Annotated in this window: 20 protein-coding genes and 1 pseudogene; 13 read left to right on the forward strand and 8 right to left on the reverse strand. The window is 67.2% G+C overall.

Translation table 11 applies throughout. The features are described 5' to 3' along the window. Positions 1-26 precede the first annotated feature (26 nt). On the reverse strand, positions 27-356 hold the full coding sequence (locus tag ACQEVG_RS18820) for a peptidase inhibitor family I36 protein (protein ID WP_432984781.1): 330 nt from the start codon (positions 354-356) through the stop codon (positions 27-29). 346 nt (positions 357-702) lie between these two features. Then, a pseudogene (locus ACQEVG_RS18825) lies at positions 703-990 on the reverse strand (helix-turn-helix domain-containing protein); the annotation flags it as partial. Between the two features lie 995 nt (positions 991-1,985). On the opposite strand from ACQEVG_RS18825, the gene ACQEVG_RS18830 reads away from it, so the two are divergent. From ACQEVG_RS18830 to ACQEVG_RS18845, 4 genes are all read left to right on the forward strand, one after another. Continuing rightward, entirely contained in the window at positions 1,986-3,218 is a 1,233-nt protein-coding gene (locus tag ACQEVG_RS18830; protein ID WP_432984784.1) for a DUF6271 family protein, read from the forward strand. Then, positions 3,211-4,857: a GNAT family N-acetyltransferase gene (locus tag ACQEVG_RS18835; RefSeq protein ID WP_432984787.1), complete on the forward strand. Its 1,647-nt coding sequence runs from the start codon at positions 3,211-3,213 to the stop codon at positions 4,855-4,857. The genes ACQEVG_RS18830 and ACQEVG_RS18835 overlap by 8 nt, the downstream gene beginning before the upstream one ends. Positions 4,858-5,485: 628 nt before the next feature. Next, the gene (locus tag ACQEVG_RS18840; RefSeq protein ID WP_432984790.1) at positions 5,486-6,076 is read left to right on the forward strand and encodes a helix-turn-helix domain-containing protein; all 591 of its coding nucleotides are present in this window, start codon (positions 5,486-5,488) and stop codon (positions 6,074-6,076) included. A gap of 1 nt (position 6,077) precedes the next feature. Continuing rightward, complete coding sequence (locus ACQEVG_RS18845) at positions 6,078-6,482, forward strand: transposase (protein ID WP_432984793.1); 405 nt, start codon at positions 6,078-6,080, stop codon at positions 6,480-6,482. 219 nt (positions 6,483-6,701) lie between these two features. Here the strand turns inward: ACQEVG_RS18845 and ACQEVG_RS18850 are convergent, their stop codons facing one another. The 5 genes from ACQEVG_RS18850 to ACQEVG_RS18870 form a co-directional block, all read right to left on the reverse strand. Then, positions 6,702-7,934 (reverse strand): MFS transporter, encoded by a 1,233-nt coding sequence (locus ACQEVG_RS18850; RefSeq protein WP_432984796.1) that lies wholly within the window; start codon positions 7,932-7,934, stop codon positions 6,702-6,704. A gap of 88 nt (positions 7,935-8,022) precedes the next feature. Continuing rightward, the gene (locus ACQEVG_RS18855) at positions 8,023-9,108 is read right to left on the reverse strand and encodes a hypothetical protein (protein ID WP_432984799.1); all 1,086 of its coding nucleotides are present in this window, start codon (positions 9,106-9,108) and stop codon (positions 8,023-8,025) included. Positions 9,109-9,186: 78 nt separating this feature from the next. Then, complete coding sequence (locus ACQEVG_RS18860) at positions 9,187-9,990, reverse strand: glycosyltransferase family 2 protein (RefSeq protein WP_432984802.1); 804 nt, start codon at positions 9,988-9,990, stop codon at positions 9,187-9,189. After that, positions 9,991-10,626 (reverse strand): histidine phosphatase family protein, encoded by a 636-nt coding sequence (locus tag ACQEVG_RS18865; RefSeq protein ID WP_432984805.1) that lies wholly within the window; start codon positions 10,624-10,626, stop codon positions 9,991-9,993. It abuts the gene before it with no gap. A 28-nt stretch (positions 10,627-10,654) separates the two neighbouring features. Then, a complete protein-coding gene (locus tag ACQEVG_RS18870; protein ID WP_432984808.1) occupies positions 10,655-11,716 on the reverse strand; it encodes a hypothetical protein in 1,062 nt (353 codons plus the stop codon). 743 nt (positions 11,717-12,459) lie between these two features. Between ACQEVG_RS18870 and ACQEVG_RS18875 the strand changes: the two genes are divergently transcribed. Then, positions 12,460-12,696: a hypothetical protein gene (locus ACQEVG_RS18875; protein WP_432984811.1), complete on the forward strand. Its 237-nt coding sequence runs from the start codon at positions 12,460-12,462 to the stop codon at positions 12,694-12,696. 151 nt (positions 12,697-12,847) lie between these two features. On the opposite strand, the gene ACQEVG_RS18880 is transcribed toward ACQEVG_RS18875, so the two are convergent. Beyond that, complete coding sequence (locus tag ACQEVG_RS18880) at positions 12,848-13,183, reverse strand: hypothetical protein (protein ID WP_432984814.1); 336 nt, start codon at positions 13,181-13,183, stop codon at positions 12,848-12,850. A 2,433-nt stretch (positions 13,184-15,616) separates the two neighbouring features. Here ACQEVG_RS18880 and ACQEVG_RS18885 point away from each other — a divergent pair. The 8 genes from ACQEVG_RS18885 to ACQEVG_RS18920 all read left to right on the forward strand — a co-directional run bounded on the left by ACQEVG_RS18885 (position 15,617) and on the right by ACQEVG_RS18920 (position 26,394). Next, positions 15,617-18,523, forward strand: a complete 2,907-nt coding sequence (locus ACQEVG_RS18885) for an HD domain-containing protein (protein ID WP_432985495.1) — start codon at positions 15,617-15,619, stop codon at positions 18,521-18,523. 520 nt (positions 18,524-19,043) lie between these two features. Continuing rightward, positions 19,044-20,627 carry a type I-E CRISPR-associated protein Cse1/CasA gene (casA, locus tag ACQEVG_RS18890; protein WP_432984817.1) on the forward strand — a complete coding sequence of 528 codons (1,584 nt, stop codon included), beginning with the start codon at positions 19,044-19,046 and terminating at the stop codon, positions 20,625-20,627. Then, complete coding sequence (locus tag ACQEVG_RS18895; RefSeq protein WP_432984820.1) at positions 20,627-21,352, forward strand: hypothetical protein; 726 nt, start codon at positions 20,627-20,629, stop codon at positions 21,350-21,352. Before casA ends, ACQEVG_RS18895 begins: the two co-directional genes overlap by 1 nt. A 4-nt stretch (positions 21,353-21,356) precedes the next feature. After that, positions 21,357-22,520 (forward strand): type I-E CRISPR-associated protein Cas7/Cse4/CasC, encoded by a 1,164-nt coding sequence (gene cas7e, locus ACQEVG_RS18900; RefSeq protein ID WP_432984823.1) that lies wholly within the window; start codon positions 21,357-21,359, stop codon positions 22,518-22,520. Further along, entirely contained in the window at positions 22,517-23,311 is a 795-nt protein-coding gene (gene cas5e, locus ACQEVG_RS18905; protein ID WP_432984827.1) for a type I-E CRISPR-associated protein Cas5/CasD, read from the forward strand. Before cas7e ends, cas5e begins: the two co-directional genes overlap by 4 nt. Then, positions 23,308-23,946: a type I-E CRISPR-associated protein Cas6/Cse3/CasE gene (locus ACQEVG_RS18910; protein WP_432984830.1), complete on the forward strand. Its 639-nt coding sequence runs from the start codon at positions 23,308-23,310 to the stop codon at positions 23,944-23,946. The genes cas5e and ACQEVG_RS18910 overlap by 4 nt, the downstream gene beginning before the upstream one ends. A gap of 37 nt (positions 23,947-23,983) precedes the next feature. Continuing rightward, a complete protein-coding gene (locus ACQEVG_RS18915) occupies positions 23,984-25,573 on the forward strand; it encodes a Mu transposase C-terminal domain-containing protein (RefSeq protein WP_432984833.1) in 1,590 nt (529 codons plus the stop codon). Further along, on the forward strand, positions 25,570-26,394 hold the full coding sequence (locus tag ACQEVG_RS18920) for an AAA family ATPase (RefSeq protein ID WP_432984836.1): 825 nt from the start codon (positions 25,570-25,572) through the stop codon (positions 26,392-26,394). Before ACQEVG_RS18915 ends, ACQEVG_RS18920 begins: the two co-directional genes overlap by 4 nt. Positions 26,395-26,578 lie beyond the last annotated feature (184 nt).

Raw genomic sequence — 26,578 nt, forward strand, 5'->3', positions numbered from 1 at the left:
GGCTCCAGCCTTTGCTTGTCCACGCGTTATCCGGCGATCCATACACTTACGGCGGCGAAGGAGCCGAGTTGGGCGATGCTGGAGTTTCCCGGAACCTGATACGGGCCACCGGCGCAGTCCTCGTTGGCGAACAGGGCAGCACTGCTGCTGTGCGTGTTGACCACCGACTGGGCGTGATGGTTCCATCCCGACTGCGACAGATTCACACAGGTCCCGCCGGGTGAAAGGGAGCTGAGTGTGATCCGCTCGCCGGTGAAGTTCTCCCCTGAGAACAGGCATACTGTCTTGGCGAAGGAGCAATCGCCGGCCGCCGCCGCGGCGGGCCCCGCAGTCGCGAAGCCCGCGGCTGCGGCCATCGAAGCCGCCATCAGGATGCCGGGGAGAAGTCTCCTGCCTCGGGGGGAACCTGTTGCTCGACCCTTGCTCGGAATATACGTCACAGACATGGGAATCCCTCGTTCTCGAGTGCCTAATAGGGCACTTCGACCGATTGGTCTGGAAAGCACCTCACCTACGCCTCGGTCGGCGGAACCTCGCGGCGATAACTGCGGCAGCGGCAGGCAAAGCCATATGTCCGGTACCTGGGACCGGGACTCGCACTGCCCAGCTCAATGGTGCTGGGATTGCATCGGGAAGCTGTTTCCCGCGGCTGCCCATCCTAAGAAGCTCGCAGTAAAGTAGTCAACGCCCCGACTTATCTGAGACCAAGTCCTCGTCATCAGGGCAGAGTTGGAGGGACGGCCCTCCCGCCCAGTGAGGGTCTAGACAGGCCAGGCCGATCTGGTTGAACCGGTGGATCAACTCGCGCGCACGTTCCCTCGTCGGTCTGGATCAGCTGGGTGATCTCCGGCACGCGGTTCCCGCCAGCCGAGGCCAGCAGCCCATCGCCCGCCGGTAGCCACCGAACTGGTGCCGCCCCGACCGCACGATCTGTTGCAGCCGCTGCCCCTCCTGGTTAGTCAGCCTGCGCACACGGACAGGCTCGGCCACCACGCCTCCAGCGGTCGGATCGGGTGTCACCGCACATCCAACGCCATGACCACCAACCCGGCGAACCTCTGTTGTCACAGCACTAGCGAGGTCGTGCATGGTTGACGTGGCACGTGGAATCCGGGGTCGTTGATCACGGCCAGTGGGAGGGAACCGGGCACGTGCAGGAATCATCCAAAGCCAACGGATCACCGGGCTGACGTCAGATGTGCTTGCCGAACTCGTCGCCAAGATCGGTCCGTTGCGGGCACGAGCGGCACTAGTCCGGGGTTGGCGCCGCGTCCTCGTCGCCCGGCCGTGGGCGCTGGGGCGAGGCACAAACTGGTTTTTGTCGACGGACTGTTGGCCACCTTGGTCAACCTCCGCCACGGCGCCGCACGCAACATTCTGGCCTCCTGGTTCGGCGTCGACCGCTACTGAACCGCTCCGGGTCTGATGGAGTCGGCGGAAATCCCGGAGTGGCTTCAAATCGACCGAGCGATCACGCGGGCCCACCAGGCTCACCGCAACCCAGGGAAACTCCACCGATCCGGGCCGGGCAGTGCGGCGCGCCAACCCCCACGCAAGCCGACGGTCAGACGCCAGGTGGTGGTCAGACCTGGATGGAAGGGCAGTCGCGTTCGCGAGCGCAAGCAGCCAACTTGCCTACAGGGAAACGCAGATGGCGATGGTCAAGGCTATGGCAGGCCGGTTGACAGACACGCGTTGCTCTTGGTGCCGTGGTTACTCGTGGTCGACGCCCCGTCCATCAGGAGCTTCGCCATGTACCCGAACCACAGACGGAGTTCGTCGCTTCGGTCAGGACGGAGGAAGTCGGCCCACGTCATGACGCACATCCATATGTCCTTCCGGGCGCACGCCGATCGCGAAAACGGTGCAGGAGTGATACAGGTGATTGGCTTCTTGTCGAGAGTTTCTTCTTCCGGACCCCACCCAGGCACCGTTCCAACTCGGCTGCCGCTGCTGCGCCCGATCTCGCGCCGGGAGGTGCGAACGTGCGCCGCGTCTGCCTGACCGTGCCGACGAACCGTGAGTGCGCCGCCGCGCTCGCGGAGGTGATCGCGGAAGCCGCTTACGCGGCGAAGCACTTCGCCGTGGAGGTGTGCCTGCTGGTCCTGGACTCGTCGACGGACTTCGCGGCGCACGCCCGCACGTTGAGCCAGGCGGACAACGTCTGGCATCTGGACGAGTCGGCCCAGCGTGAATTCCTGGAACGGGTGATCCGGCGCTCCGGTGTCGCCAAGCCCGGATTGGTGGCCGATCTGATGCTCCCAGACGGTCTCTCCTACGGTGCCTGCACCAATCGCGCCTTCCTGATCGCGGTCGCGCTGGGGTGCGAGTCGGTGCACCGCCGCGACTCCGACAGTATTTTCCAGACGTACAACGGTGAGAAGATCTTCCCGATCCACGCGGAATTACTTTCTCTCGGCAAGCCAGCGCACCAGGCCGTGACCGTCGCGAATCGCCTGGATCCGTCGTTGCGGGACGCCACGGTGGTCATGGTCGGCGGGTCGTTCGTCGGTGAGATGTCCGTGGATCTCGGTGAGATTCGCAGCCACGAAGGGTACTACGACCTGGTCAGCCTGTGGGCCCCCGAGGGCGCCTCGAAGGAGGAGAAACGCGCCCTGGTTGAGGACTCGTTCACCGGATCGGAACCATTCACCGGCGACTGGTCGGTGCTCGACGTGGTCAACCCAATGCGGGTGGACATGCACAACATCAGCTTCCACGGGCTGCACGAGAGGGCTCCGCTGCCGCCGGCGACCGACACCATCGGCAGCGACTACTTCCTCATCCATGTCGCAGCCAAGGCCCGGATGCCGGGGGTTCTCCACAACCGCCACATCGTCAATTTCCACACGCCCGAACGCAAGGCGGACGCCGGTTTCCTGGCCTACCAGATGCGGTTCACGAAGTTCATCCTGTCCATGCACTACTTCCACTTCGTCTACCAGCGGATGACCGACGACAACCCGGCCACGATCGCCGCGATCGTCCGGGAGAGCACCCGGCAGAACCGAGAGCCCAACGAGGCCAAGATCGACAAGCTTGAGCGCGCGTACCGCAGACTCGGCGGGCGGTTCACGGTCGTCGCGGATCAGGTGCGGTCCCGTCGGGAAGGCCTGCTTGTCGAGGCTCGCCAGGACATGTCCGACTACGCGCTGCTCATCGGCGCGTGGGCGCCGCTGGTCGAGGCGGCCCGCGTCACGAGCGTCCGCCATGCCTGATCCGGCGCACATACGATCCACGCTCATCAGCGCCGTTGAGGACGCGCTCATCTATGACCTGACCGGCATCGAGAACCAGTACGACGTCCTGCGTGGCGAACTGCCCGGCGTCACAGTGCGATTCGCCATGAAGGCATGCCCGTCGCACGAGGTGCTCGCATGCCTGGCCGCCCGGGGCTCCGGCTTCGACGCGGCCAGCCCTGGCGAGATCCGGGAGGCCCTGCGAGCCGGGGCCGTCCCGCAGGACGTGCACTACGGCAACACGGTCAAGTCCGACGCCGAGATCGCAGCCGCCCACAAGCTGGGCATCACCACGTTCGCGACCGACTGCGTCGAGGACGTGCGGGCGATCGCCCAGCACGCCCCTGGGGCAAGGGTGTTCTGCCGCCTGGTCGCCAGCGGCCATGGTGCGCTGTGGGGGCTCACCGGCAAGTGTGGCAGCATCGATCCGGTCGGCGTCCTGGACGAGGCCCGTCGGCACGGTCTCGTCCCCGCCGGGTTGTCCGTCCACGTAGGGTCGCAACAGATGACCGTACCCGGGTGGCAGCAGGGCCTGGAAGAATTTGCCTCCGTCCTACCAGAGCTGGAGTCGCGGGGCATCCACCTCGACCACATCAACCTCGGCGGCGGGCTGCCCGCCCGCGGCTACCTCACCGGTGACGGCAACCCGCTGACTCCGCCGACGGCAGAGATCTTCGCCGCCATTCGGGCCGGTATGCGGCGTCTGCGGAAGGTGTCGCGCAGCCACCTCGAATTCATCATTGAACCCGGACGGCATCTCGTTGCCGACCATGGAACGATACGCGCTCACGTTGCCCGCCTGACCGACCGCGAGCAGAGGTGGCTCTACCTGAGTTGCGGCCGGTTCAATGGACTGTACGAGGGTGACCAACTCCACTACCGCCTGGAATTTCCCACCCGCACCGCCAGCCGGAGCTCTCCGGCCGTCGTCGCTGGCCCGTCCTGCGACAGCGACGACGTGCTCGGTGGCGCTCCGGTACCTGTGCCGATCGATCTAGCCTCGGGGGACCCGGTGTGGATCCACTCCGCCGGTGCCTACGCCATCAGCTACACCACGCTGGGATTCAACGGCTACGACCCGCTGCCCTGTGTGCCCCTCCGCGCGGAGCGGGTCCGGCCGATCAAGGCCGACGACTGGAGCGCCATCGCGGCGCTAGAGGCAGGCGCGTACACCGCGAGCGGACTCTCCGAGAGCCGCGTCGCGCTCGAGTCGCGGGGCCGCAGTTCCCCGGCGACCTCGTTCGTGCTGGACACCAACGAACGCATCGCCGGATACCTGCTCGCCCTGCCCTATCCGCAGTTCAGGTTTCCCGATCCGGAACGTCCCGAGGACACTGTCTTCCGTTCGTCGAACCTGCACCTGCACGACATCGTCATAGGCGACGAGTATCGCGGCCGTGGCTGGGCTAAACGAATGCTGCAGCACCTCACCGACGCCGCCAGATCCTTCCGGTACGAACAGATCTCCCTGGTCGCAGTGGGCGGAACCAACGGATTCTGGTCGGCACACGGGTACCGCGCCCATCCGGAGATCGCTCTCCCCGCCGGATACGGCTCGGACGCCGTCTACATGTCTCGTGTGATCGGCGACGAGAGCCAAGGATCCGCATGCCCATGACCGGGTTCCGCCGCTCCCAGTCGTCCTTGCCGAGCTGTTCTTCTTGCTCGGCTTCCAGTACTCGACCGGGGCGGCACGCGTCGGCTGGGTTCCGCGATGGTCTTCGCCACCGTGACCGAGGGCGCGATGACCGATTGGTCCGCCCTGGGAGGTCGCCCACGCCGCCCCGCACCTACTGCCGCGTCGGGTGGCCGTCCCCTGTGACTCCTTACGCAGGCGGGCCTGACTGTTTGCTGTACGCCTTATCGGCCGCCAGACTCGCGGGCTTCTTGCGCGGCACGCCCGACATGAGCCGCGCCCCACGGATCTTCTCCAGGACAGGCTTGAACTGGGCACAGTCCGCTCGCTGCCCGCCCGTGACGATCAGGGACAGCGGTCGGCAGCGGCCGTCCGCGCTCAGATGGAGCTCTCGCTGGTGAAGCCGCCCCCGAACGGCCCAGGACCTCACCTCCCGCACCGCCTCCACCAGGCGGGCGTGAAGGCACTGCCACGCGATTTCACCCTAGTGTCTCGTGATGCTGTTCATGGAACCTGAGGCTTCTGTGATCGTTGAGTCTGGTTTCGAACTCTCCTCTGAACAGATGGCAGAACTGGGGAGTTGGCCCAGTCGTGGGATGTTCCGGCCGATGTGGCGCTTCGCGCACGGATCGTGTTGTGGTCCGGCGAGGGGCGGCGGCGCAAGGACATCGCCGAGCTTGCCGGTGTGGCGCCGCTGACGGTTGACCGCTGCAAGGCCCGTTATGCCGAGCGGGGCCTTGCCGGTCTGGAGGAGAAGCGCCGTGGCGGGCCACGTACCCAGGTGCCGCCGCGGGTGCGGGCTCGGGTGATCGCTTTGACGAGGATGTCCCCGCCGGCGGAATCCGGCCCCGTCGCACTGGTCGACGCGGCCGCTGGCCGACCATCTGAAGCGGCGGGAGGGCATCTCGGTGTCCTGGCATTACATCGCGTCTGGCGTGAGGAGAATCTGAAGCCGCACCGCTCGGGCACCTTCAAGATCTCGAAAGACCCGGCGTTCGCGGAGAAGGTCGCCGATGTCGTCGGTTTGTACCTGGCCCCGCCCGATGGCGCCGTGGTGCTGTCGATCGACGACAAGACGCAGTACAAGCCCTGGACCGGACCCAGCCAGTGCTGCCGGTGGACTTCGCGGCCACGGAGAGGCGCACCTGCGACTATAGGCGGCACGGCACCACGAAGCCGCGCTGAACGTCACGAAAGGTGAAGTGCTGGGCGAGTGCAAGCCGAATCGGAACGGCGCGAACTTCCTGGCGTTCATGGAGAAGGCAGTCACCCCGCATGCGGGCAAGGAAATCCATGTCGTCTTGGACAACCTTTCCACGCACCCCACCCCGGACGTGAAGGCATGGCTGGCGAAAAACCCGCACGTCCACTTCCATTTCACCCCCGTCGAGTCCTCGTGGTTGAACCAGATCGAGATATGGTTCGGGATCATCACCCGGCGGTCCATCCGCCGCGGCACGTTCGCGAGGGTCAACGTCCTGGTCAAACAGATCGGCGACTACATCCTGGAACGAGAACGCGAAACCCTTCACCTGGACCGCCACCGCCGGCGAGATCCTCGCCAAGGTCCAACTCGTCCAGACCGCGGTGAAGAAACTCGTCAATAACAACTCGAAGTAACGCAATCAGGATCACGAGACAATAGAGTTCTGGGGTTTTGGCAGTGCACCCCGGCCCGAACCCGGTGCAGAATCCCGTTGGTCACCTGTCGGTGACCCGCCACCGGCCACATCGCCCATCGCTGACCGGTAAGAACGGCCGCAGCCGTTCCCACGACCGGCCGCCTATCGTGATCGCCGGTTGTGTAACGCTCGGGGGGTTGAGGTTCAGGTCTCGAGATCCTTAACGTGCCCCTTGGGCGTTCGGTCGCCAGGCCCTTGGCGCGTGATACCGGGCATGCGAGTTGCGGCAATCACTAGGCAAAGCAACGTCGTGATTCCGAAAGCAATACGCAGGGACATGTTTTGCGCGACAGGCCCCACCAGCATCGGCCCGATGAGAAAGCCAACCTGGCTGAGGCCGACGACTCTGGCAACGACTCGCCCAGTATCGATGCCCTCTGATTGCCCTGCCAGTGAGATCAGTTGGGGCATCACGCACGCTTGCCCCAGGCCGAATATGGCGAAACCAACGAGGCCAAGCCCCGGACTGGAAGCGATGACTGTCAGCGCCAAGCCGACCGCAGCGGCGAGGGCAGAGTACCGCAGGAACCGGAGTCGACCCCATCGGCCTGCAATGGAGTCGCCTATGAGACGCCCTATGGTCATGGACACGGCATACGCGGCGAAGGCCAACGGGGCTTGCTTGGAACTGCCACCAAGTTCGTCGCGTACGTAAATTCCGCACCAGTCGCTGATCGACCCCTCACAAACCATGGCCGCTACGGCGAGCAGGGAGAGGATCATCAGACGTGTGCGATTTGCTTGGCTCGGCGGAGTGGTGGCACGAGCGACCGAGGTACCCATGTCATCGGCGCGTGTCGCTGCGCTTGACGGCAGGTTCCGCCAAATCATGGCCAGAACCAGCAATTGCACGCTGCCAGCTGTCGTGAACAAGGTAAGGGCATCAATGCTGATGTGGGTCGATCCAACTCCTGCGAGTGCGCCTGCCAGGCTGCCGATGCTGAAGGCGGAGTGAAACGACGACATGACCGGACGACCGAGTTCCCGCTCAACGCCAACTGCGCATGTGTTCATTGCGACGGCCATGGCGCCATGCGCAAGGCCCTGGAGGAACAAGGCGACGGCCAACTGCACAACGCTGTCGGCCAGAGCGGGACCGACTAGCGTGACGGCGACGCCCACGCTGGCGCTCCTGAGAAAAATGGGCGCCGGCAAGCGGGGCAACAGCCGCCCCGACAGTTGCATTGCAATCAAAGCGCCCACCGCACCTGCGAACAGCGTGAGTCCGAATTTGGCAGGTTGAGCGTCGGCATGCTGCTGAATGTCGGGTATACGGGACCCCCAGACTGCCACGGCCACGCCAGTGAGCAGGAAGCATGTCGCAAGACCGAGGCGGCCCGTCGACTCCGTCTGGCGGCGGGATCGCGGGGTTCGCATCAGCAGGTCTCCCTGGGGGATGGGGGGAGGTCGTGAACGCGACTGCCCACCGGAGAGCTCGTGGTGACCACGTCCAGAAGAGGCCGGGTCAAGCGGGAGTCGGCCACGCGGTCCGAGAGCCCAGCATCGCGCTCCTTTGAGCCAACGACCTCAGCGACGCCCTGTGTTGATCAATGATCGACATGTCGAGGAAGCTTCGAAGCGTGCCGGGCGCGAGGCTGTCCAGTGCTTGATCGCCGGTTGGTCCCCATCCCTTCGGCCGGGCGCGAAATTCGCCTCCGGAGACGGATCCCAACTCTTCCGCGACCATGGCAGTCATGTGGCTGACCAGTGAGATCTCTTGCAGAAGACGGGGCTCTATGTCGGGGCTCATAGAGTTCAACAGTTGTGACACGTGTCGATCCCGCAATAACGGAGCAAGGAGAGCCTCTGCCGTTGTGCCTTGCTGGGCCAGCCATGTACGAGCTTCGAGGAAATTCCACGGCTCCCCAGCCTTCTTTTCCTCAAGGCAGTACGCCTCGCCGGTGTCCCAGCGGAGGTACGGCACCACTGGTGTGCGGAGGACTTCCTTGTTCCACTCATGCCCCCGAGGCAGGGGATCAAGAAAGCAGGCCGACTGACGCAGTCCAAGATCAGAATTGCCAGCGATACTCGGCATCTCACGGTGCTCAATGATATTGGGAACCATGATCACCGGCTGTATTCCGCATGATCTGAAAAACCGGAGCACCGTGATGTCCTCGGGTTCCCCCGGGACAGCGCCCCCGTTGGACAGGTAGTCCACCAAGGACCTGGCCACGTCGGTCGGCAGCACCATGCCCTGCGTTGGCGCGAACCTGCCGATGACCGGAGCCCAGGAGGCCCCGGTCAGGGCGGCCAGGCGCACCGTCGCGGAGTTACGGGCACTCCAGTCGGCGAACAGGCTGATCGCCGCGTGCGGCATCAATCGCACTACGCGGTCCACGTGAAGTGCGAAGTCCTCGCACAGGAGGACGTCGTCCTGGAGCAGTAGGTGATGCGAGGCGAGACGGTCCGCGGCCCGCCAGCCCTCGCGGAAGGTTCTCACGACCCAGGGCGGCTGGTCGGGCTCGGGGTCCATGACGATGCGCAGATTGAGTTCGGAATGGCGCTCGCACAGGGCGGCGGCGACATCTGCTCGTGCTGGATGCGTCATGACCGCAGCCGAGATTGTGATTGGGTCGCCGCGCACGGCTCACCTCGCATTCGTCGCGCAGGAGGTCTCGACGGGCAGTCAGAAAGGGCTTGGGTAGGGTGCCTTGATCGGAGGGATGCCGACCTGCGAGCGCCGTGCATTGATGACGGCCTCCATCGTGAGGAACGAGTCTACCTTCGCCTCGTGGTAGCCCTCCCTGCGGATGGTCTGTCCTTCCCATCGCCGGTAGAGGAGCGTCGTGATAGGCAGGCTCAACCCGGCGCCTGCGGCGGACGCCAGCAGGCAGTAGCCGACGTCCTCGTTCACGCCCAGGCCGGGCCAACCGAAGTGAGACAGTGCAGTAATCCGCCGGACCATGATGTTGTTGGGGTGAAATGGAAACGGTGATGTCCACTCCTCCTCCAGCTCATACTGCCGCCATCGACGTACCGCGCTGATCCAGCGGGGGGTGGGAGAAAGGTCGTCAAGCCAGCAGCGATTGGTCGCGACCCACATGATGTCCTCGTCGAACGTCCGCGTGACGAGAGATTCGAAACCGTCCGCATCGAGCATGTCGTCCGCATCGACGGGGAAGACCCACACACCTCGGCTCATCGCCAGGCCGTGGTTGCGGGCCGAGGAGACGCCCTGCGCAATGGGAAGCCGGTGGACCCGGTCTGCCAGCATGTGTGAAACGCACCCTTCATCGGCACCGGGCCCGTCGATCACAACGATCCACTCCACGGCAACACCCGCCCGGGTCAGCCGCCGCCGCACCTCTTCGATGCTGCGAGACGTTTCGGGGAGGTGATCCAGGCGCTGAGGGTGGGCCGCAGTGATGAGCGAAACCTTCGGTGGCGCGGAGCCATTCTCTTGTTGGGTCTCCGACACGGTGCCGATCATTCACACTCCACTCTCGGTGCGTGCGGAGGGGGACTCTCCGTGCCACGACAGGCAATGACCGACACCATCGATCATGGACACTTCGACGTACTCCCCGTTCTCGAGCCAGCGCGACCGAACGAACTCGGGAGTGACGTTCGGGCAGAAGGTGGGGATCGCGAGCCGGAAGAGCGTGCCGTGCCCGACGAGGACGAACGCCTTGTCGCCGGGGTCGGGCCGACTCAGCCGGCCCAGCAGGTTCGTGACCCGCGCCGCTGCCGACCGGGCCGACTCACCGTTCGGTGAGAACGGATGGTCCAGATCGCCGCGAAGCCACCGCTTCCAGGTCCGCCGGATCTCGGCGTCGATCTCCTGGTGCAGTTGTCCCTCGGCACTTCCCGCCCGGCACTCTGCCAGTTCCTCGGCCGTCAGCACCTTGCATCCGGCGATCGAGGCGACGATTTCGGCGGTCTCGACGGCTCGCCGGAGCGGGCTCGAATAGACCGCCCTCACACCGACGGCCGAGGCTAGCCGCTCACCGGCCAGACTTGCCTGCTCACGTCCGACAGCGTTCAGGGAAGGGCCCGGCGGCTCTGTGGAGATCCTGAGCACGGTGTTGTCATCCGTCTGCCCGTGCCGCAGGAAAATGAGACGCATATCCGAACCTCACTCTCATGCAGAGCGGTCACACGGACGACGTCCGCCTTGCGGGCCGGAACTCGATGGCGGCCTTCGGGTTCCGGTAGAAGAGCTGCTGCACCTGATCGTCGTCCAGACCGATCGACAGCATGTTGGCGCGCTGCGTGGCGTACCCGGACGATCCTGCGGCAACCGCGCCGTCGTCGCGGAGTCGAAGTCCCGAGTGGGCGTCCTGAGTGAGAGGCTCTCCCGCCATCGTGTCGACCTCGATATGGTCGGTCAGCGCGATGAGCCGGTCGGCGCCGAGGTAATCGACGGTGCGCCTGCAGATCGCGAGGTCGACATGGCGACCGTCGAAGTTGAGGCAGGGCATGAGCCGGTCGTCGAGGGCGGCGTTGAGCATTGCCGCCGGCACGGGCCCGAGCAGATCGGTCAGCGTGTCCCGGGTCCAGCGAGGAGCCATCACCGCGGCCAGTTCGTCGGTACGACGCTCCATCGCCGACGCGGAGCGCCAGGCGTGGACGAAGTCCCTCGGCGTGTCGTTGTAGAGGTGATCGGTCAGCAAGAGGAAGGGCGACGACTCGTAGTGGCGATGGAGATGATCGACTACTTCCTCGAGCCTGCGGGCGCTGCGGTGGGGATTGTCTCGGTGATAGTGCCCGACTCCAATCCTCACACCCTTGTCATACAAACGGCAGAGCAGTTCCGAGAAGGGCAGTCCTTCGCCGACCGATTCATCGAGATCCGCCGCATCGGGAGCCATGATCACATACTTCAGTCCCAAGGGGCCGAGCTCCGCCAGTTGAATCCACTCGTCGGCAGTCGGATACCACTTTCCGCGCCTGGGAATTCCGCCGTCCGGACCGAGAATCGGCCCTTCGATGGCGAAACCGGCGATGTTCGGAACGTCGCCCGCGCGCGAGAGTTCCGAGAACGCCTGGATGGTGTCACGCAACTGCGGAAGGGACTCGCGGCGCAGATATATAGTGGGTAGGATCTCAAGATCACGCTGAGCCGCGAGCTCCTGGACGCTTTTCACGTCATCCGGGTACATGGATGAGAAGTCGAAATCGCCAAGACCATGAAAATGGTACAGAAATGCAGTCACTCGTGCCTCCGGCGTGTCACGTTCTGTATGCGTTCACTATCAGCTGCCCGCAGGTGCGGGTGCTTGTACGGGAACCGCAGAATGCGGTGGCGCGGTCCAGGAGTGGGCTTGTAGGTCTGCGCTTTCAGTCACATTCGGACACGTTGTTTCGGCAATGATCGAACACGCGACGCCACTTGGCTGTCAAGGCGCGACAGATGAATGACTGACCGGTCGCCACTACAGGGATCGGCTGAATTCGCATATATGCTGCTGTCGGAACCCGGACGCAGGTGAACGGCCTCCGGGCGTGCGGTGGGCATCGGCCGACCCAAAATCCCCCTCTGACGTGCGGACTTCGTCAATCAGCAACTGCTCGTCCCACAGCGCGGACCCGGGCCGACGCGGCGGAGGAGACAGCGGGCGCCCCCTGCCCTGCCAGCCACAACTCTGGCTGGAACTCGACTCATTGAGTGCGGGCCAGCATGCCCACGCCGTGGCGGGCGCACCAGTGTCGAAGGGGCACGCCCGCCATATCGGGGAGTACCTCTATGCGTTTCGTCATACAGAACGAACGTCGACTGCACCGCAATGGCGTCGGCTTCGCGTAGCAACTCCGCTGGCACGGAGGCAACTTGGTAGAGCAGGTCCACCTTCAGGGCGGCTCGTGTCCCCTCAGCAGGGCCCCAGGCCCGCGTGGAGTGGAGGGTGTTCCATGCGTCGGTGGCGGCTTGTGCCACATCCTTGGCCCGGTTCTGCTTTGCTTGCGCAGCCTGCTTGCGTCGGCCGCATGCGGCGTAGGTCTGGCGGGCGGCTTCCAACTTGTCGGCGAGCTGGGTGCGCTCAGTTCGGGCGGTGGCCTCGGTCAGTTTCTGCTCCAGGCTGGTGATGTTCTCCAGTGCCTGGCAAGCGTCGTCTACGGCTTTGCGGACGGCACGCTCGGCAGCAGTGAGCGCAGCGTCGGCCTGGTCGGCACGGCGGATGGACTCCAAGAGCTGTAAACGGGTGGTGATGTCCATGAGCGGGTCCTCACACGAAGGGGCTTCGGCCCTGGGGATCGGCGTTGCTGCTGAACTCCGGCGTCGGCGCCGGACCCTCGACCAGCTGCCCGTCCGGCCCGGGGCGGGTGCCCGGGCCGGACCGGCGGAGAAGTCAGAAAGGCGGCGCGGTGCGGCTGTAAAGCTCATCGACCTCGGCGCCACGCTCGTCGGTGAACTTCAGGCGCTGCACGGTGCGGGTGCAGCCCGGGTGTTCGGTGGTCAGTTCGAGCGTCGCGGCGCCCCTCTTCAGGGCGGTGTCCGCGAGTTCGGTGATCACCGTGAGGGAGTCCGGTGCGGACCCTCCGATGCCGATCCGGGCGTGGCCGAAGTGCACGAGCTCTGCGTCGGCCTCGATCACCTGCCAGTTGTTCGCGTAGCGGATCGCGAGGCGGGCCAGGCCGGGGCCGCCGATGCAGATGGCATCGGCGATGGCGAGATACCCCGGCATCTGGGTGCGCTGCGCTGCGGTCAGGTCGGCCTCCGTGGGGAGTTCGGCGGCGCGCTCCAGGTCGAGTCGGTAGATCTGTGCGGTGTCGTTTGCGATGTGCCGGTTTGGTGTCAGTGGGTGGGTGTCAGTGACGGTATGTGCTGAGTCTCACTTTGATGTCCGACGAGGCTCTCATAGTGATGTCCTGTGTTCCTCTGTTGCTGCACCCCATGTCACGTGCTCATTTGCCGATCCCTGGCAGAATCAAGAGCGGCAGCCGGTGAGAAGTTGACGTGACGTCATATGGGACATTGCAGGACATTGAAGTGAGAATCCCGATAGCGGTCCCTACCTGACCTGCAGGTTCTTCCATTTAGCGGGGGCGAGGTCGGCTGCGTGGGTCGGGTGCCCAGTGTTGGGCGCCGGGTCCTGCGAAGGAGGGGACCCAGCTCCCTGCCACCTGAAGAGGGCTTGCTGTCGGATGACTCATGCTTCGGCAGGGACATGCAGGATGTCAGGGCCGCCCCCGGTGAGCGAATCAACCCTGCGTGTGCGGGGCCGGAAGTGGTTCGACCGCGATGTATGGACTGCCGTGGTGTCATCCCTGCGTGTGCGGGGCGGAGCCCAAGAAGGACGGCGGCCTGACCGACCGTGAGGTGTCATCCCTGCGTGTGCGGGGCGGAGACTTGTGAGCTGGGGCGTTAGAGCCCACTGCAGTTTTTGCTGTCCGCAAGACTGGTTCGCGTGGCTGAGCTTGGTCACGGCGGGTGAGATCGGTGCGGCAGTGGATTCGCCCCGGCCATCGGGGGAGTGGTGTCGTGGCCCGTCAGGACGGGGTCGGGGACGGCACTCGATGATACTGCGCCTGAGAGCCATCCCTGCGTGTGGCGGGGCGGAGTTCCTGGCGCGGGCGGTGAGGTTGCCGCTGGTCGAGTCTTCCCCGCGTGTGCGGGGCGGAGAAGATCTGTCCGTCGGTCATGAGGCGGCTCTCGGAGTCATCCCTGCGTGTGGCGGGGCAGAGGCGCAGTTACTCAATGGGGAGGCCTTCGAGTAGGTGTCATCCCTGCGTGTGCGGGGCGGAGGGGGCGCACCTGAGTGACGCGCTGCTGAGCCGGGAGTCATCCCTGCGTGTGCGGGGTGGAGTGGGCGATGGTGACGGCGCACGCGTACCGGACTGAGCCATCCCTGCGCGTGCGGGGCGGCGCCCTGATTGTCGTCGGGATTGGTCCACAGGCTGGAGTCATCCCTGCGTGTGCAGGGCGGAGCTCATCATGCTGTGGCTCGCGAGCGTATGCGCCGACTCATCCCTGCATGTGCGGGGCGGAGCTGTCCCAGGGCGTGCGCTGCGACTGGACCCGCGAGTCATCCCTGCATGTGCGGGGCGGAGCCGCCGAGGAGCCGGGGCTGGTAGGTCTGGCCGGAGTCATCCCTGCGTGTGCGGGGTGGAGCCCTGAGCGGCCAGGGTGATGAGGTCACCGAACGAGTCATCCCTGCGTGTGGCGGGGCGGAGGCTTGCTGAGCTGGGACGTTACCAGAGCCCACTATGGTTTTTGTCTGGTCGCAACACTGGTTCGTGTGGCTGATCTTGGTCACGGCGGGTGAGACCGGTGTGTTAGCGGATTGGCTCCGGCCACCGGGGAGTGACGTGGCCCGGCAGGACGGGGCCCGGGGACGGTACGCGATGGCACCTGCTACACCTGAGAGTTCGTCCCCGCGTGTGCGGGGCGGAGGGAATCCGTCCGGGTGTGATGGCGGCCGATCAGGAGTCATCCCCGCCTGTGCGGGGCGATTGGGGCCGAACTCGGTAAGCAGCATGGAGTCCTGAGAGTCGTCTCTGCGTGTGCGGGGCGGAGCTGTCCCAGGGCGTGCGCTGCGACTGGACCCGTGAGTCATCCCCGCGTGTGCGGGGCTGAGGACGAGGACGAACTGACCGACGCCGACTGCATGGTGTCATCCCTGCATGTGCGGGGCGGATTCGTGGGATCCGGCGATCAGGCCAGCGCCGTGCGAGTCATCCCTGCGTGTCTGGGCGGAGTTGGAGTTCGGCTTACCCCTCGTGGACACGAACGGGCCATTCCTGCGGGTGCGGGGTGGGGTCACCGGTACTGCCAGCCCCGCTCCTCACCGGCGTGTCATCCCTGCGTTTGCGGGGAGGGGCCCGCGGTGCCGTTGCGCGGGTTGGAGAAGACCGTGTCATCCCTGCGTGTGCGGGGCGGGAAGCGGGTGGAGCAATAAGCGCAATCAGGCCGCTGAGTCATCCCTGCGTGTGCGGGGCGAAGTCGGCGGTCTCGGTGCCGCTGGTGGTGCAAGGCAGGCTGTCCTGGTGTCCGGTGACATGCCGTTAAGCCTAGTGTGCTGAACGTGATCGACTGGTGCGATGAGTGGGACCGGGGCTGAAAGGGGTTGCGGGTGGGGGTGGTTGAGGATGCACGGTTCGGCGGTATCGACCTTAGGGTGTGGGCGGAGTTTGATGCAGCGACGTGGACGTCGTATCCGTTGCTGTTTCGGATGCTGGATGACGCGGCGGTTGCGGCGGTGTTGTGGGACCGGTTCTTGAGCGCGTCGCAGCGTGCGGTGATCGCTGAGGGCCTGGGTGTGGGCGAGGAGCAGGCGCGGTCGCTGACGGCGTTGCTGGCGGGCTTGCGGGAGTTGGGCAAGCTGGTGCCGGGCTTCCAGCGGCGTGAGCGTGGCGCGTGGGAGCGGCTGGGTGAGGATCTGGTGGCCGGGGCGGGCCGTATCCCGCAGGTACCGGTGGAGGTGGACCGGTCCTCGATGCATGTGGCGCTCGGTGTGCTGGGCGGGTTCGGCTTCGCCGTCGGCGGCAACAGCAGTCCGGCGCTACGTTGCGCGCAGGTGGTCGGGGGCATGGGGGGCCGGTTCCTGCAGGTCGATGTGAGCGGTGGCGCTGCCGTGCGGAGGGTCGCGGACACGGCGGGCGGACCAACCTGGCGGGAGTTACGGGCCCGCTACGCGGCGCTGCTGCGGTATCTGACCGGTGCCGTGACGGTTCCGGAGCGCGTTTCGGTGCAGGCGGCGGTTCTGCTGACCGGCGTGGGGATGCTGGCGGGCCGGCTGTCCGGGCAGCGCGGGCACTGGGAGGGGGCAGCGCACATGCCGGCGTTCGGCGCAGCCGAGCACTTCGCGACCGCCCGCGCTTGGGCGGTCGAGACGGTCGATGAGGCGGAGTTGGAGCGCGTCGACCTGGAGCCGCTCCCGTTCACCACCGCCCACCCGCACTTGAAGGGCCCCAACGCTCTGCAGGCTTCGCTGATGGCGCAGCTGCCCGGTTTGGTGGGCGAGTACGGCGTCGGCATCACGGTGATTGCCGACGGTACGGGATCGGGCAAGAGCGTCGGCGCGCTGGAGGTCAGCCGGATCTGCAACGGCGGGTGCGGCACGGCCGGCGTGGCGTGGCTGATGCCGACCACCGCGACCACCGACGCCGCGTGGGAGACGCTGGAAACGTATGTGCGCGCCCACCGGCCCGAGCGTGCGCCGGTGACGCTGGTCCACGGCCACAGCCGGCTGAACGCCGCCTACACCGACACACGGCTCACCAGCGAGGCGGCCAGCGGGCACGCTGATCCTGCCGGTGCCGTGACCACACTGATGCCTGACGGCACCCGCCCGGCCGACATTCCGGCACCCGCCGAGGGCGGTGCGGCCGGCCGGGACAGCGGAGCGCTGGAGCCGACAGAGGCGGGGGAGTGGCAGGCGGCGCGGGAGGTGACCGCGCCGGAGGGCTTCCTGCGCGGCCAGGACGCGGCGCTGCTGGCCCAGTTCAGCGCGGCGACCGTCGATCAGGCGCAGATGGCGGTGCTGCCGGTGCAGTTCAGCGCGCTGCGGTTGCTGGCCCTGTCGGGCAAGACGGTGGTCGTCGACGAAGCCCACGCCTTGACCCCGTACAGCCACCTGCAGTTGCTGCGACTGCTGCGCTGGCTGGGGAGTCTGCGTACACCAGTGGTGCTGCTGTCGGCGACGATGCCCGCCTCAACCAGCAGCGCCATGGTGGCCGCGTACCTGGCTGGCGCCGGACATGAGCCGGCCCGGCTTGCGGCCGCGGACTATGCGCCGGCCTACCCGGGGTGGCTGTTCGCCGATGCCGCCACCGGCACCGCCCACCGGATGGAGGACACAGCCCGCATCCGGCATTCCCGGGCCCAGAGCCGCCCACTGCGGATGACCATGCGCGCGGTGACCTACCGGCGGCTGCGTGACGTGAACCGGGACGTGGAACCGCACGAGCGGCTCGCCGTGATCGGCCAGACGATCGGACAGGTGGCCCGTGAGGGCGGCTGCGCAACGGTGGCATGCGCGACGGTCGCCGACAGCCAGGACACCTACCGATATCTGCAACGGTCCTGGACGGGCGATCCGGGGGAACTGCTGCTGCTGCATGCGCGGTTCCCCGGCTGGGTGCGCGAACAGCGCACCGGCTGGGTGCGCCGGGCTCTCGGGCCGTCCGGGCCCCGCCCGCACCGGCTGGTCGTGGTGACCACGAGCATGCTGGACACCAGCTTGGACATCGACGTTGACATGATGGTCAGTGACCTGGCCTCGATCGCCCGGCTGCTGCAGCGCGCCGGCCGCCTCGCGCGCTTCTACCTGGCCTGGCAGAACACCGCCCGCCGCCCGCGCTGGTGGAACTCCGACGGCGTGCCGCACCTGACGGTTCTACAGCCGCTCGGCGCCGCGGGGGCCACCGCAGTCCCGGCCGAGTGGCGCACCGTGGAGCCGGCATTCCTGCTGCACGCCACCGCGGCCCTCCTGCAGGCCAAGAATTATGACTTGCAGCTGGGCGTGCCCGGCGACGTGCAGGATCTGGTCGAGCAGGTCCACGGCGAGGACTCTCCGTTCGCCGAGGAGACGGCGAACCTGCGCCGGCTGCTGGCAGGACACCTGGAGCGCTCCAGGGCCGAGGAACACCTCAGCGCCGTGCACCTGATCCCGCCGCACGACCGGGTATCGGCCCTGGCCGACCTGCATCGTCAGTATCTGACCGCCGCCCAGGCTGCCACCCGCCTGGGCACCCTGCCACGACGTCTGCTGCCCTGCTATCTGACCTCTGGCGGCGAACTGGCCCTGGACCGTGCGGGTACGCAGTCGCTGCCCGACCAGAGGTACCTGAGCCCCCGCCAGGTACGCCATATCCTGCAGCACACCGTGCCCGTGCCAGCCGCCTGGGTCGCCCGCCGCGGCCCGCAGCACTGTCCTCCGGCCAGCTGGGAGCAGCATCCGCTGCTTGCCGACCTGGTCTTGCTGCCCACCCCTGCCTGCGACCACGCCCACTCCGAGCACTATGGACCTCATCGCCTGCGCATGGACGACGAACTGGGCCTGGTTCACGACAGGGTGAACTGACCCGCCCGAGGCCGGCGCGGCAGATCAAGCTGCGGGTACTGGTGTCGGGCGGGCGCATGCAGGGAACCGCAGCACCCGCTCGTCTATGACCTGCCGCATCTCAGCGGCGGGACGGGCCGAAACACATGTGGAAAATGCTGATAATCGCACTTTCTCACTCATTGGACATGGTTGGTTACGGTGTGATTGTCTCTGGGGTGTTCAGAGAGCCAGACGGCTCGGAGAGGGACGCAACCGTCACGCCACAAGCATGAGCGGCGGTGTGCCGGTCCCACTCCGTGCCTTCGGCATGAACGCGCGTTCCGCTCGACGCATCCGCCGAGCCGGACACCGCGTTGGGGCGCAGGCTGCCGTACCAGCCCCTGACACTTGGCCAGCTTCCTTTCCCCTCCCGCCTCGGCCCTTCGAGGCCGACACGTCGCACGACCTCCCCCTCTTCCTCTGCGTGGCCTGCCGGACCCGGACTGCTGTCCAGGGGCCCAGGCAGTGCTGTGTCTTCGTCCGCAGGAGACGCCCCTTGATGCCCTGTGTTCCCGCCCGTTTCAGTGCCGCCGACGATCCCTGGATCGATGTCCGACGCGGCACCACCTACCGCCAGGTGGGACTGCGGGAATTGTTCCTCGACGCCCACACCGTCGATGACCTGGCCATACCGATCGCGCCGTCCGCGTCCGGGCTGCTACGCATCGCTGCTGCCATCACCGCCCGCATCACCGGCCTGGATGATTCGACGTTATCCGCCGATCAGTGGAACACCCGCCGCTGGGATCTGCTGTCCGCACCCGACGGCTTCAAGCCCGCCGCGGTGAACGCCTATTTCGACAACAAAGCCCACTGCTTTGAGGTGTTCGACCTGGTGCGGCCCTGGCTGCAGGACCCGCTCCTGGCATCCCAGTGCAAAGCCCTCTCGGGTATCAACAAACTGGTCTTCGGCCGCCCGGCCGGCAACAACCTGGCCTGGCTGAGCCCGCACCACGACCTCGATCCGGTGCCCGTACCGACCGCCCAGGCCCTGCAACACCTGCTCGTCCACCACTACTACGGCGCCTGCGGCGGCGGCACACCACGCACCGTCGGCCGTCGCGCCCCCCGACACCTGGGCGGGCGAAGCGGACCGCTGCGCTCGACGGTCTCCTTCCACCCGCTGGGCCGCACCCTGCACGAGACGTTCCTGGCCCAGATCCCGAAACTCACCGGCGAGCAGACCGGCACCGATCTGTGCCCATGGGAAGACCCCACCCCGCCCGCCCCCGACGCCCCACCCGCCCCGATGACCTGGCCGGGGCGGATCCTGACCGGCCGTTCCCAGCATGCGCTGCTGCTGGTGCCCGGCCACGACGGCTCGTACGTCAGCGATGTGTATCTGACCTGGGCCACCGAACGTCCACCGCTGCCGGCCACCGACCCCTACCTGGTCATCCACACCAACGCAAACGCCAAACCCGAGCAGCGCCGGTACCCGCGGCGAGCGGACGCAGACAAGGCCTGGTGGCGGGAACTGGACGCGCTGCTGCTGGCTCCGGACGAACGCCACGCCTTCCGCCGCCCGCAGATCTTCGACACCCTCAACGACCTGCCCGAACACGTGCGCACCAGCCTCCGGGTCCGCGTCCACGGCTTCGACCAGGACGGCAAGGTCAACAACCGCCGCTGGTACACCGCGATCACCCCACCGATCCTGGCCTGGGCCCAGGAACATGATCCGGAACGCGCCGTGCGGATCGCCGAATGCGTCGCGGCGGCAGAACATCACGCCGGGCGGCTGACCTATCTGGCCGGCCAGGCATGGAAGCACACTGTCAACGGCCCCGGCCGCGCCGCAGATGGCCGCACCCTCGGCAAGGCCGAGAAGAAGTCCGCGTCCCCCTGGGCAGCATCGGCCCGCGCAGCGTACTGGCCACTGGCCGAGCACGCGTTCTGGCACCTGCTCGACCAACCGGACCTCTCCGCCCGGCACACGTTCGCCACCGCCGCGGAGCAGGCACTGCGTACCGCCACCGCAGGCGACCGTATCCGCCTGAGGCATGCCGCCCGCGCGGTCGCCGCCGCCGTGGCCGAACTCCACCGGCCCCCACGCACCCGCCCGGAAGAGGACCGCCGCTGATGTCCACGGCCGCCGAACGCCGCCGCCATTACCAGGACTTCACCGCCGAGGTCCTCGAACTGTGCACCGACCTCGGCGTGCGCAGAGACCTCCAGGACGGCCGCGGCCGACCGGTCAAGGAATGCCTGAGGATGCACAAGTACCTGACCGTGCGCACCGCCGGCCACGGCCAGCGCCGCGCCCACTACACCGTCGCCTCCCTCATCGCCCTGGCCGACCCCCTCGAAGCACTGCGCACCCGCCCCACCCCCGCCCCGCGGCAGACTGCCGACGAACTCGCAGCACAGCCCTCCCCGGCCGCCCCTCATCTGTCCGCCGCCAGCCCCAGCGGCACACCTGCGGTGCCCTCCCGCACAGCCGCAGACAACCCTCTGCCCAGCCCGTCGGACGCCCCCAGTCCCGGGCAGCTCGACCCCGATGCCTACACGGCCACAGCCTGGCGCAAGCGCCCCAACCTCGGCGTGACCATGGCACGTGCGGTGCGCCGCGCCGACTTCAACGAGGACCGTACGGACGACCTTTTGCACGTCATCGTCCGTGTCGGCGACGACCACCTGCACCAGCACCTGTTGCCTTCCCTGACCGGCCGGCTGTTGCGCGCCGGACTCGTCTGGGACTGGCCCGTTCTGCTCGACGACCTCGCGGTCCGCGTCTTCGACCCGGACCAGGTCGCCACCCGCTGGCTGGATGCGTTCTACCTCACCCTCAACCCCATCAAGGACTAAAGACATGACCAGCGGCTCCCGTTTCTTGGACCTCCACGTCCTCCAGCCGGTCACCGCCTCCAACCTGAACCGCGGGGAAAGCGGCCATCCAAAAACGATCAAACTGGGCGGCGCCGAACGCGGAATGGTCTCCTCCGCAGCCTGGAAGCGCCCGGTGCGCCTGGAGATGGAGGAAGAACTCGGCGAGAGCGCCGCCCGGACCCGCATGGTCCCCCCGGCCCTAGCCGACGCCCTGCGCCAACAGGGCTGGCCGGAGGACCTGGTGGACTTCACCGCCGCGCAGGTCGCCCTGGGCGCCAAGACCGGCGGGCTGAAGACCAACCCGCAACAAGGCCACCGCACCCAGGCCATGCTCTACCTGCCCGTCGACGTCACCGGCCGTCTGCTGCAGATCTGCGCCGTCCACCGCGGCGAACTCGAGCAGGCCCTGGCCGACCAGAGCGCCACCGGCAAGCAGGCTCCACCAGTCCTGCCCACCAAACAGATCGCCGCCGAGCTGACCCGCCGCACCACCACCATCAACCTGTTCGGGCGGATGCTCGCCGAGATTCCCACCGGACACGTAGACGGCGCCGTGCAGATGGCACCGGCGTTCACCGTCCACGACGCCCGCCTGCAGCCGGACTTCTTCACCGCCGTCGAGGACTGGCCCCGACCCAACGAGTCAGGCAGCGCCCACCTGGAGACCGCGTTCCTGACCGCCGGGGTTTTCTATCGCTTCGCCACCGTCAACGCCACCGCGCTCATCACCAACCTCGACGGCGACACCGCCGCCGCGGCGAAAGTGATCGACCTGTTCGTCTGGACGTTCGCCATGGCGATGCCCCGCGGCAAGCAGACCTCCACCGCCCCGCACTCCGTACCCGACCTGGTCCACTACGTCGTGCGCGACCGGCGGCCGATCTCCTACGGCGCGGCGTTCGAACAGCCCGTGACCGCCCGAGGACAGGGCTACACCGCCCCCGCCCGACAGACACTGGCCGACTACGCCGCCACCATCGACCGCCTGGTCGGCACCCGCCGCCGCATCGCGCACGGCCACGCCACCGCCGCCGGCCACCCCATCGACCATCTGGGCACCTGCCACCCGGGATTCGAGGACCTGGCCACCGCCTGCGCGGCCGCCGTACTGGCCCCCACCCCCCACGCCACCGGGGACGTGGCATGAGCAGGGGACTGGTACTGCGCCTGGCCGGCCTGCTGCAGTCCTGGGGAGAAACAGCCGCCTTCCCCTACCGCGACACCGCCGCCTTCCCCACCCGCTCTGCGCTGATCGGCATGTTCGCCGCAGCCCAGGGCCGCACCCGAGAACAGGCCCTGGACCCCTACCCGGAACTGCCCGGCACCCCCAGCCACCACGACCTGGTCTTCACCCTCCGCATCGACCGGCCCGGCACCCGCCACCGCGACTTCCAGACCGCCGGCGGCGGCCGCCCCCACGGGACGGGCCTGCGCACCGCCGCCGGCGGATACCGCAGCCAGGCCAAATCGACGCTGGTCACCTACCGCGACTACCTCGCCGGAGCCGTCTTCACCGTCGCGGTGCAAGCCTCCCCGCCACTGCTGCAACACATCGCCGACACCCTGACACAGCCGCGCTTCTCGCCCTACCTCGGCAGACGCAACTGCCTGCCCGACGAACCCCTGATCATCCACACCGATATCCCAGACCCGGTGGCCGCGCTACGCACCGCGGTCCCGCTGAGCCTTCTGCGCCCGCCCGCTCCAGGCGCCACCCACATCCCGGTCACCTTCGTCCACGAACACCCCCCGGCCCCCGGCGACGCTCCGCACTGCGAAAGCCCCAGCCAGCCCAGCGACTTCGCCACCCAAACCCGCACCCATCTGCTGCGGCCGCTGTGGCAGACCACCGAAAGCCTGTCGGCCGCCCTGTACGCCGGGCCCCAGCCGATCGAGGCACTCACCGACTACATCCTCAAGGACACCTCATGCCCATGACCTTGACCCGCATCGTCGTCAACCGCAGTCACCGCCAAGCCCGCGTTGACCTCGCCAACCGGCCGGGAATGCACAAGACCCTCATGCGGCTGCTCGCCCACCCCACCGGCCCCACGCCCCGCAAGAACGGCGGGCTGCTGTTCCGCCTCGAGCCCGGCCTGGACCCCCTACTGCTGGTGCAGACCGCCGACACCCCGGACCTGACAGGCCTACCCGGCGGCTACGGCAGCACCGACACCCGAGACCTGACCCCCATACTGACCGCCCTCACCCCTGGGCTGCCGGTCCGCTACCGCATCACCGCCGCCCCCACCGCATACCGCCCCACAGGCGCACCACCCGACCCGGTCACCGGCCGCCGCCCCCGAGGCAAGATCACCACCCTGCAAGGCCAGGACGCACAGGCATGGTGGCAGCGCCAAGCCACCACCGCCGGCCTGCACCTGACCGGACCCACCGAAACCCTCCGCCGACCCTTCCCCAGCCCCGACCGGCCCGCCCCCTTCTACAAACTCACCCAGTTCGACGGCACAGCCGCCATCACCGACCCGGACCTGCTCGCCACCGCCCTGCGCGAAGGCATCGGCAAGGGCAAGGCATACGGCGCCGGCCTGCTCACCCTCGCCCCCGCCTGACTCCCACCACCGAGCCCTAGAAGAACACCAGGTACTGATGAAGCACGCGCCCCCACCACCCCCCGACCCGACCCAACTGCGCGCCCTGGCCGTACGCCTGCTGCTGGAAGACGCCGACGAGCACACCCCCACCAGCGGTCGCATCGCCGCCCTCGCCCGCGCCCATGACGTCACCACCCGCACCGTGCGCCGCTGGATCGACAACGCCCACGCCAACGGCGGCACCTACACCCCGGCTGGCCGGCCGCACTTCGAACTCACCGAGCACATGCTCGACGTACTGGCGCGCTGGTACGGCAACGTCACCCGCGCCCACCTGGAACTGACCGCAGAAGCCCAAAAAGACCCCACGCTGCCCAAAGTGCCAGCCCGGGCCACCTTCCACCGCGCTGTGCACCGTCAGCTCAACCGCGGGCAACTCGCGGGCCTGCGCGGCGGAGAAGCCGCCCGCCGACGCTTCGACATCTTCGGCAAACGAGATCGCCACCACCGTAACTACGCCTGGGAGACCGACCACGTCGAGGCCAGCGTCAAAGTCATCATCGACGGACACATCCGCAAACCATGGATCACCTGGTTCGTGGAATGCGCCACCGACGGCATCTGCGGCCTGGCCGTCACCCCGCAGACACCCAGCCGGGAAAGCATCCTCGTCGCCCTGCGCGACGCCCTGCTCACCACCTCCGAACACGGCCCGTTCGGCGGCCGCCCTCAACGGGTGCGCGTCGACGGCGGCAAAGACTTCCTGTGCAAGACCGTCGGTGAAGCGATGGACCTGCTGGGCACCGAGCTCATCGTCCTGCCGCCCCGCCGCCCCGACCTGAAGCCCACCGTCGAGGCGGTCAACGGCGCAGTCAAGAAGATGCTCTTCGCCGACATGCCCGGCTACACAGACGCCCCCACCCTGCCCGGCGGCAAACCCATCGACCCCGACCGCGAACTGCTCCACTTCGAGGTCTTCGTCGCCCTGCTCCTGGACTGGGTGCGGCGCTGGAATACCGAGCACACCATCAAGGATCTGGGCGGCAAGACCCCCGCCCAGGCGTGGGCCGCCGACCCCACTCCCATCAGGACCGTCACCGCCAGGGACATCCACGCCTTCACCCTGGAACGCCTCGGAAAGCCGCTGACCATCACCAGCAAAGGCGTCCGCTGGCGCAGCCGCGACTACTTCGACCCCTGGATGGTGGGCAAGACCGGCGAGAAGGTCCACCTGCGCTACATGCCCCACCACGACCACTACGTCGAACTGTACGAACCAACAACCGGCCAGTACCTCGGCTCCGCCGTCATGGCCAACCAGGCTCCCCCAGCCGTACGCCGCGAACTGGACCGCGCCCGGCGACGCCAAGCCGACGAACTGCGCACACGGCAGCAGAAGGCAGAGAAGAGCCGCAAAGCCCGCTACGCGGCCGTCAACAAAGGCCCCACACACCGGCTGGACGCCATCACCCAGGACCAGGCCATCCAGCAACTGCACGACCTGGGCGGCGCCGACCTGAACACCCAAGCACTGCCCGGCTTCCTGCCCCTTCCCGCCCCCACAGACGGCTGGGCCGTGCCCCGCTCCCGCACCAGCCCCGCCAACGCCGACCGCCCCGACCACTCTGACGAGGGCAGCCAATGAACACCGAGCCCACCACGCCTTTCCGCGCCGGCCGCCTCCCCGAAGAAACCGATGACCACTTCCTCGGCCTTGAACGCGCCGCTCCCGTCGCCACCGACGCCGCCCTGCTCACTGAAGCCCTGGTCGGCAAAGCCATCACCCGCAAGGCCATGATCTGCATCCACGGACAGGTCGGCCTGGGCAAGACGTTCGCCGTCAACGCCGCCTGCCGCAAACTCGCCCCCGACGCCACCGTGTGGCTGCAGTTCGCCCAGGCCCCTCACATGGCACAGATCCGAGCAGCGCTGTGGGACGGCCTGGACCTCCCCGGTCCAGCACCGGTCAACACCACCCACATCTGCGACGACCAGATCAGGCAGGCACTGGCCAGCAGCTTCCACCTCCTCCTGCTGGACGAAGTGCAACACCTGGGGCCCACCGCCCTCGAGTATCTGCGGGAACTGTGGGACAAGAACAGCAAATCGGCGAAGAGCCTGGCCACCGTCCTCGTCGGCAGCGGCAACACCCGCCAGAAGATTCTGCGCTGCAACGCCCTGCACTCACGCGTCCACCGCTGGCAGCAGTTCAGCCCCCTCACCCCAGCCGAGATCCTCACCGTCATCCCCGGCTACCACCGACTGTGGAACGGCGTCGAGGACGAAGTGCTGCTGTGGATCGATGACTGTGCAGGACACGGCTGCTTCCGCACCTGGGCCAATCTCACTGTCATCCTTCAAGACGCCCTTGATGATGACCCGAATCTGACCTTCAGCAAGGACCTCGTCCGCTGGGCCTTCAGCCAACTTGATCCCACCACCCGATTCCCCGGCCAAGTCGGCTGAACCCGCTCCCAGCCCAAAAAGACACCTGCCGTGATCCACGCCCGAGGGGTCGGGGGGTCGCGTGGACCAGGCCCAAGGCATTGTCGTAGCTCGACCCGACACGCCCCATCGAGCGGCGGATCCCGTGCCTGCGAACGCACCACTGGTGTACTGCTCCCTGCCGGGGACTTCGCTGGTGCCGGGG

This window comes from Streptomyces sp. CA-135486, from assembly GCF_050936555.1.
Classification (GTDB): Bacteria; Actinomycetota; Actinomycetes; order Streptomycetales; family Streptomycetaceae; genus Streptomyces.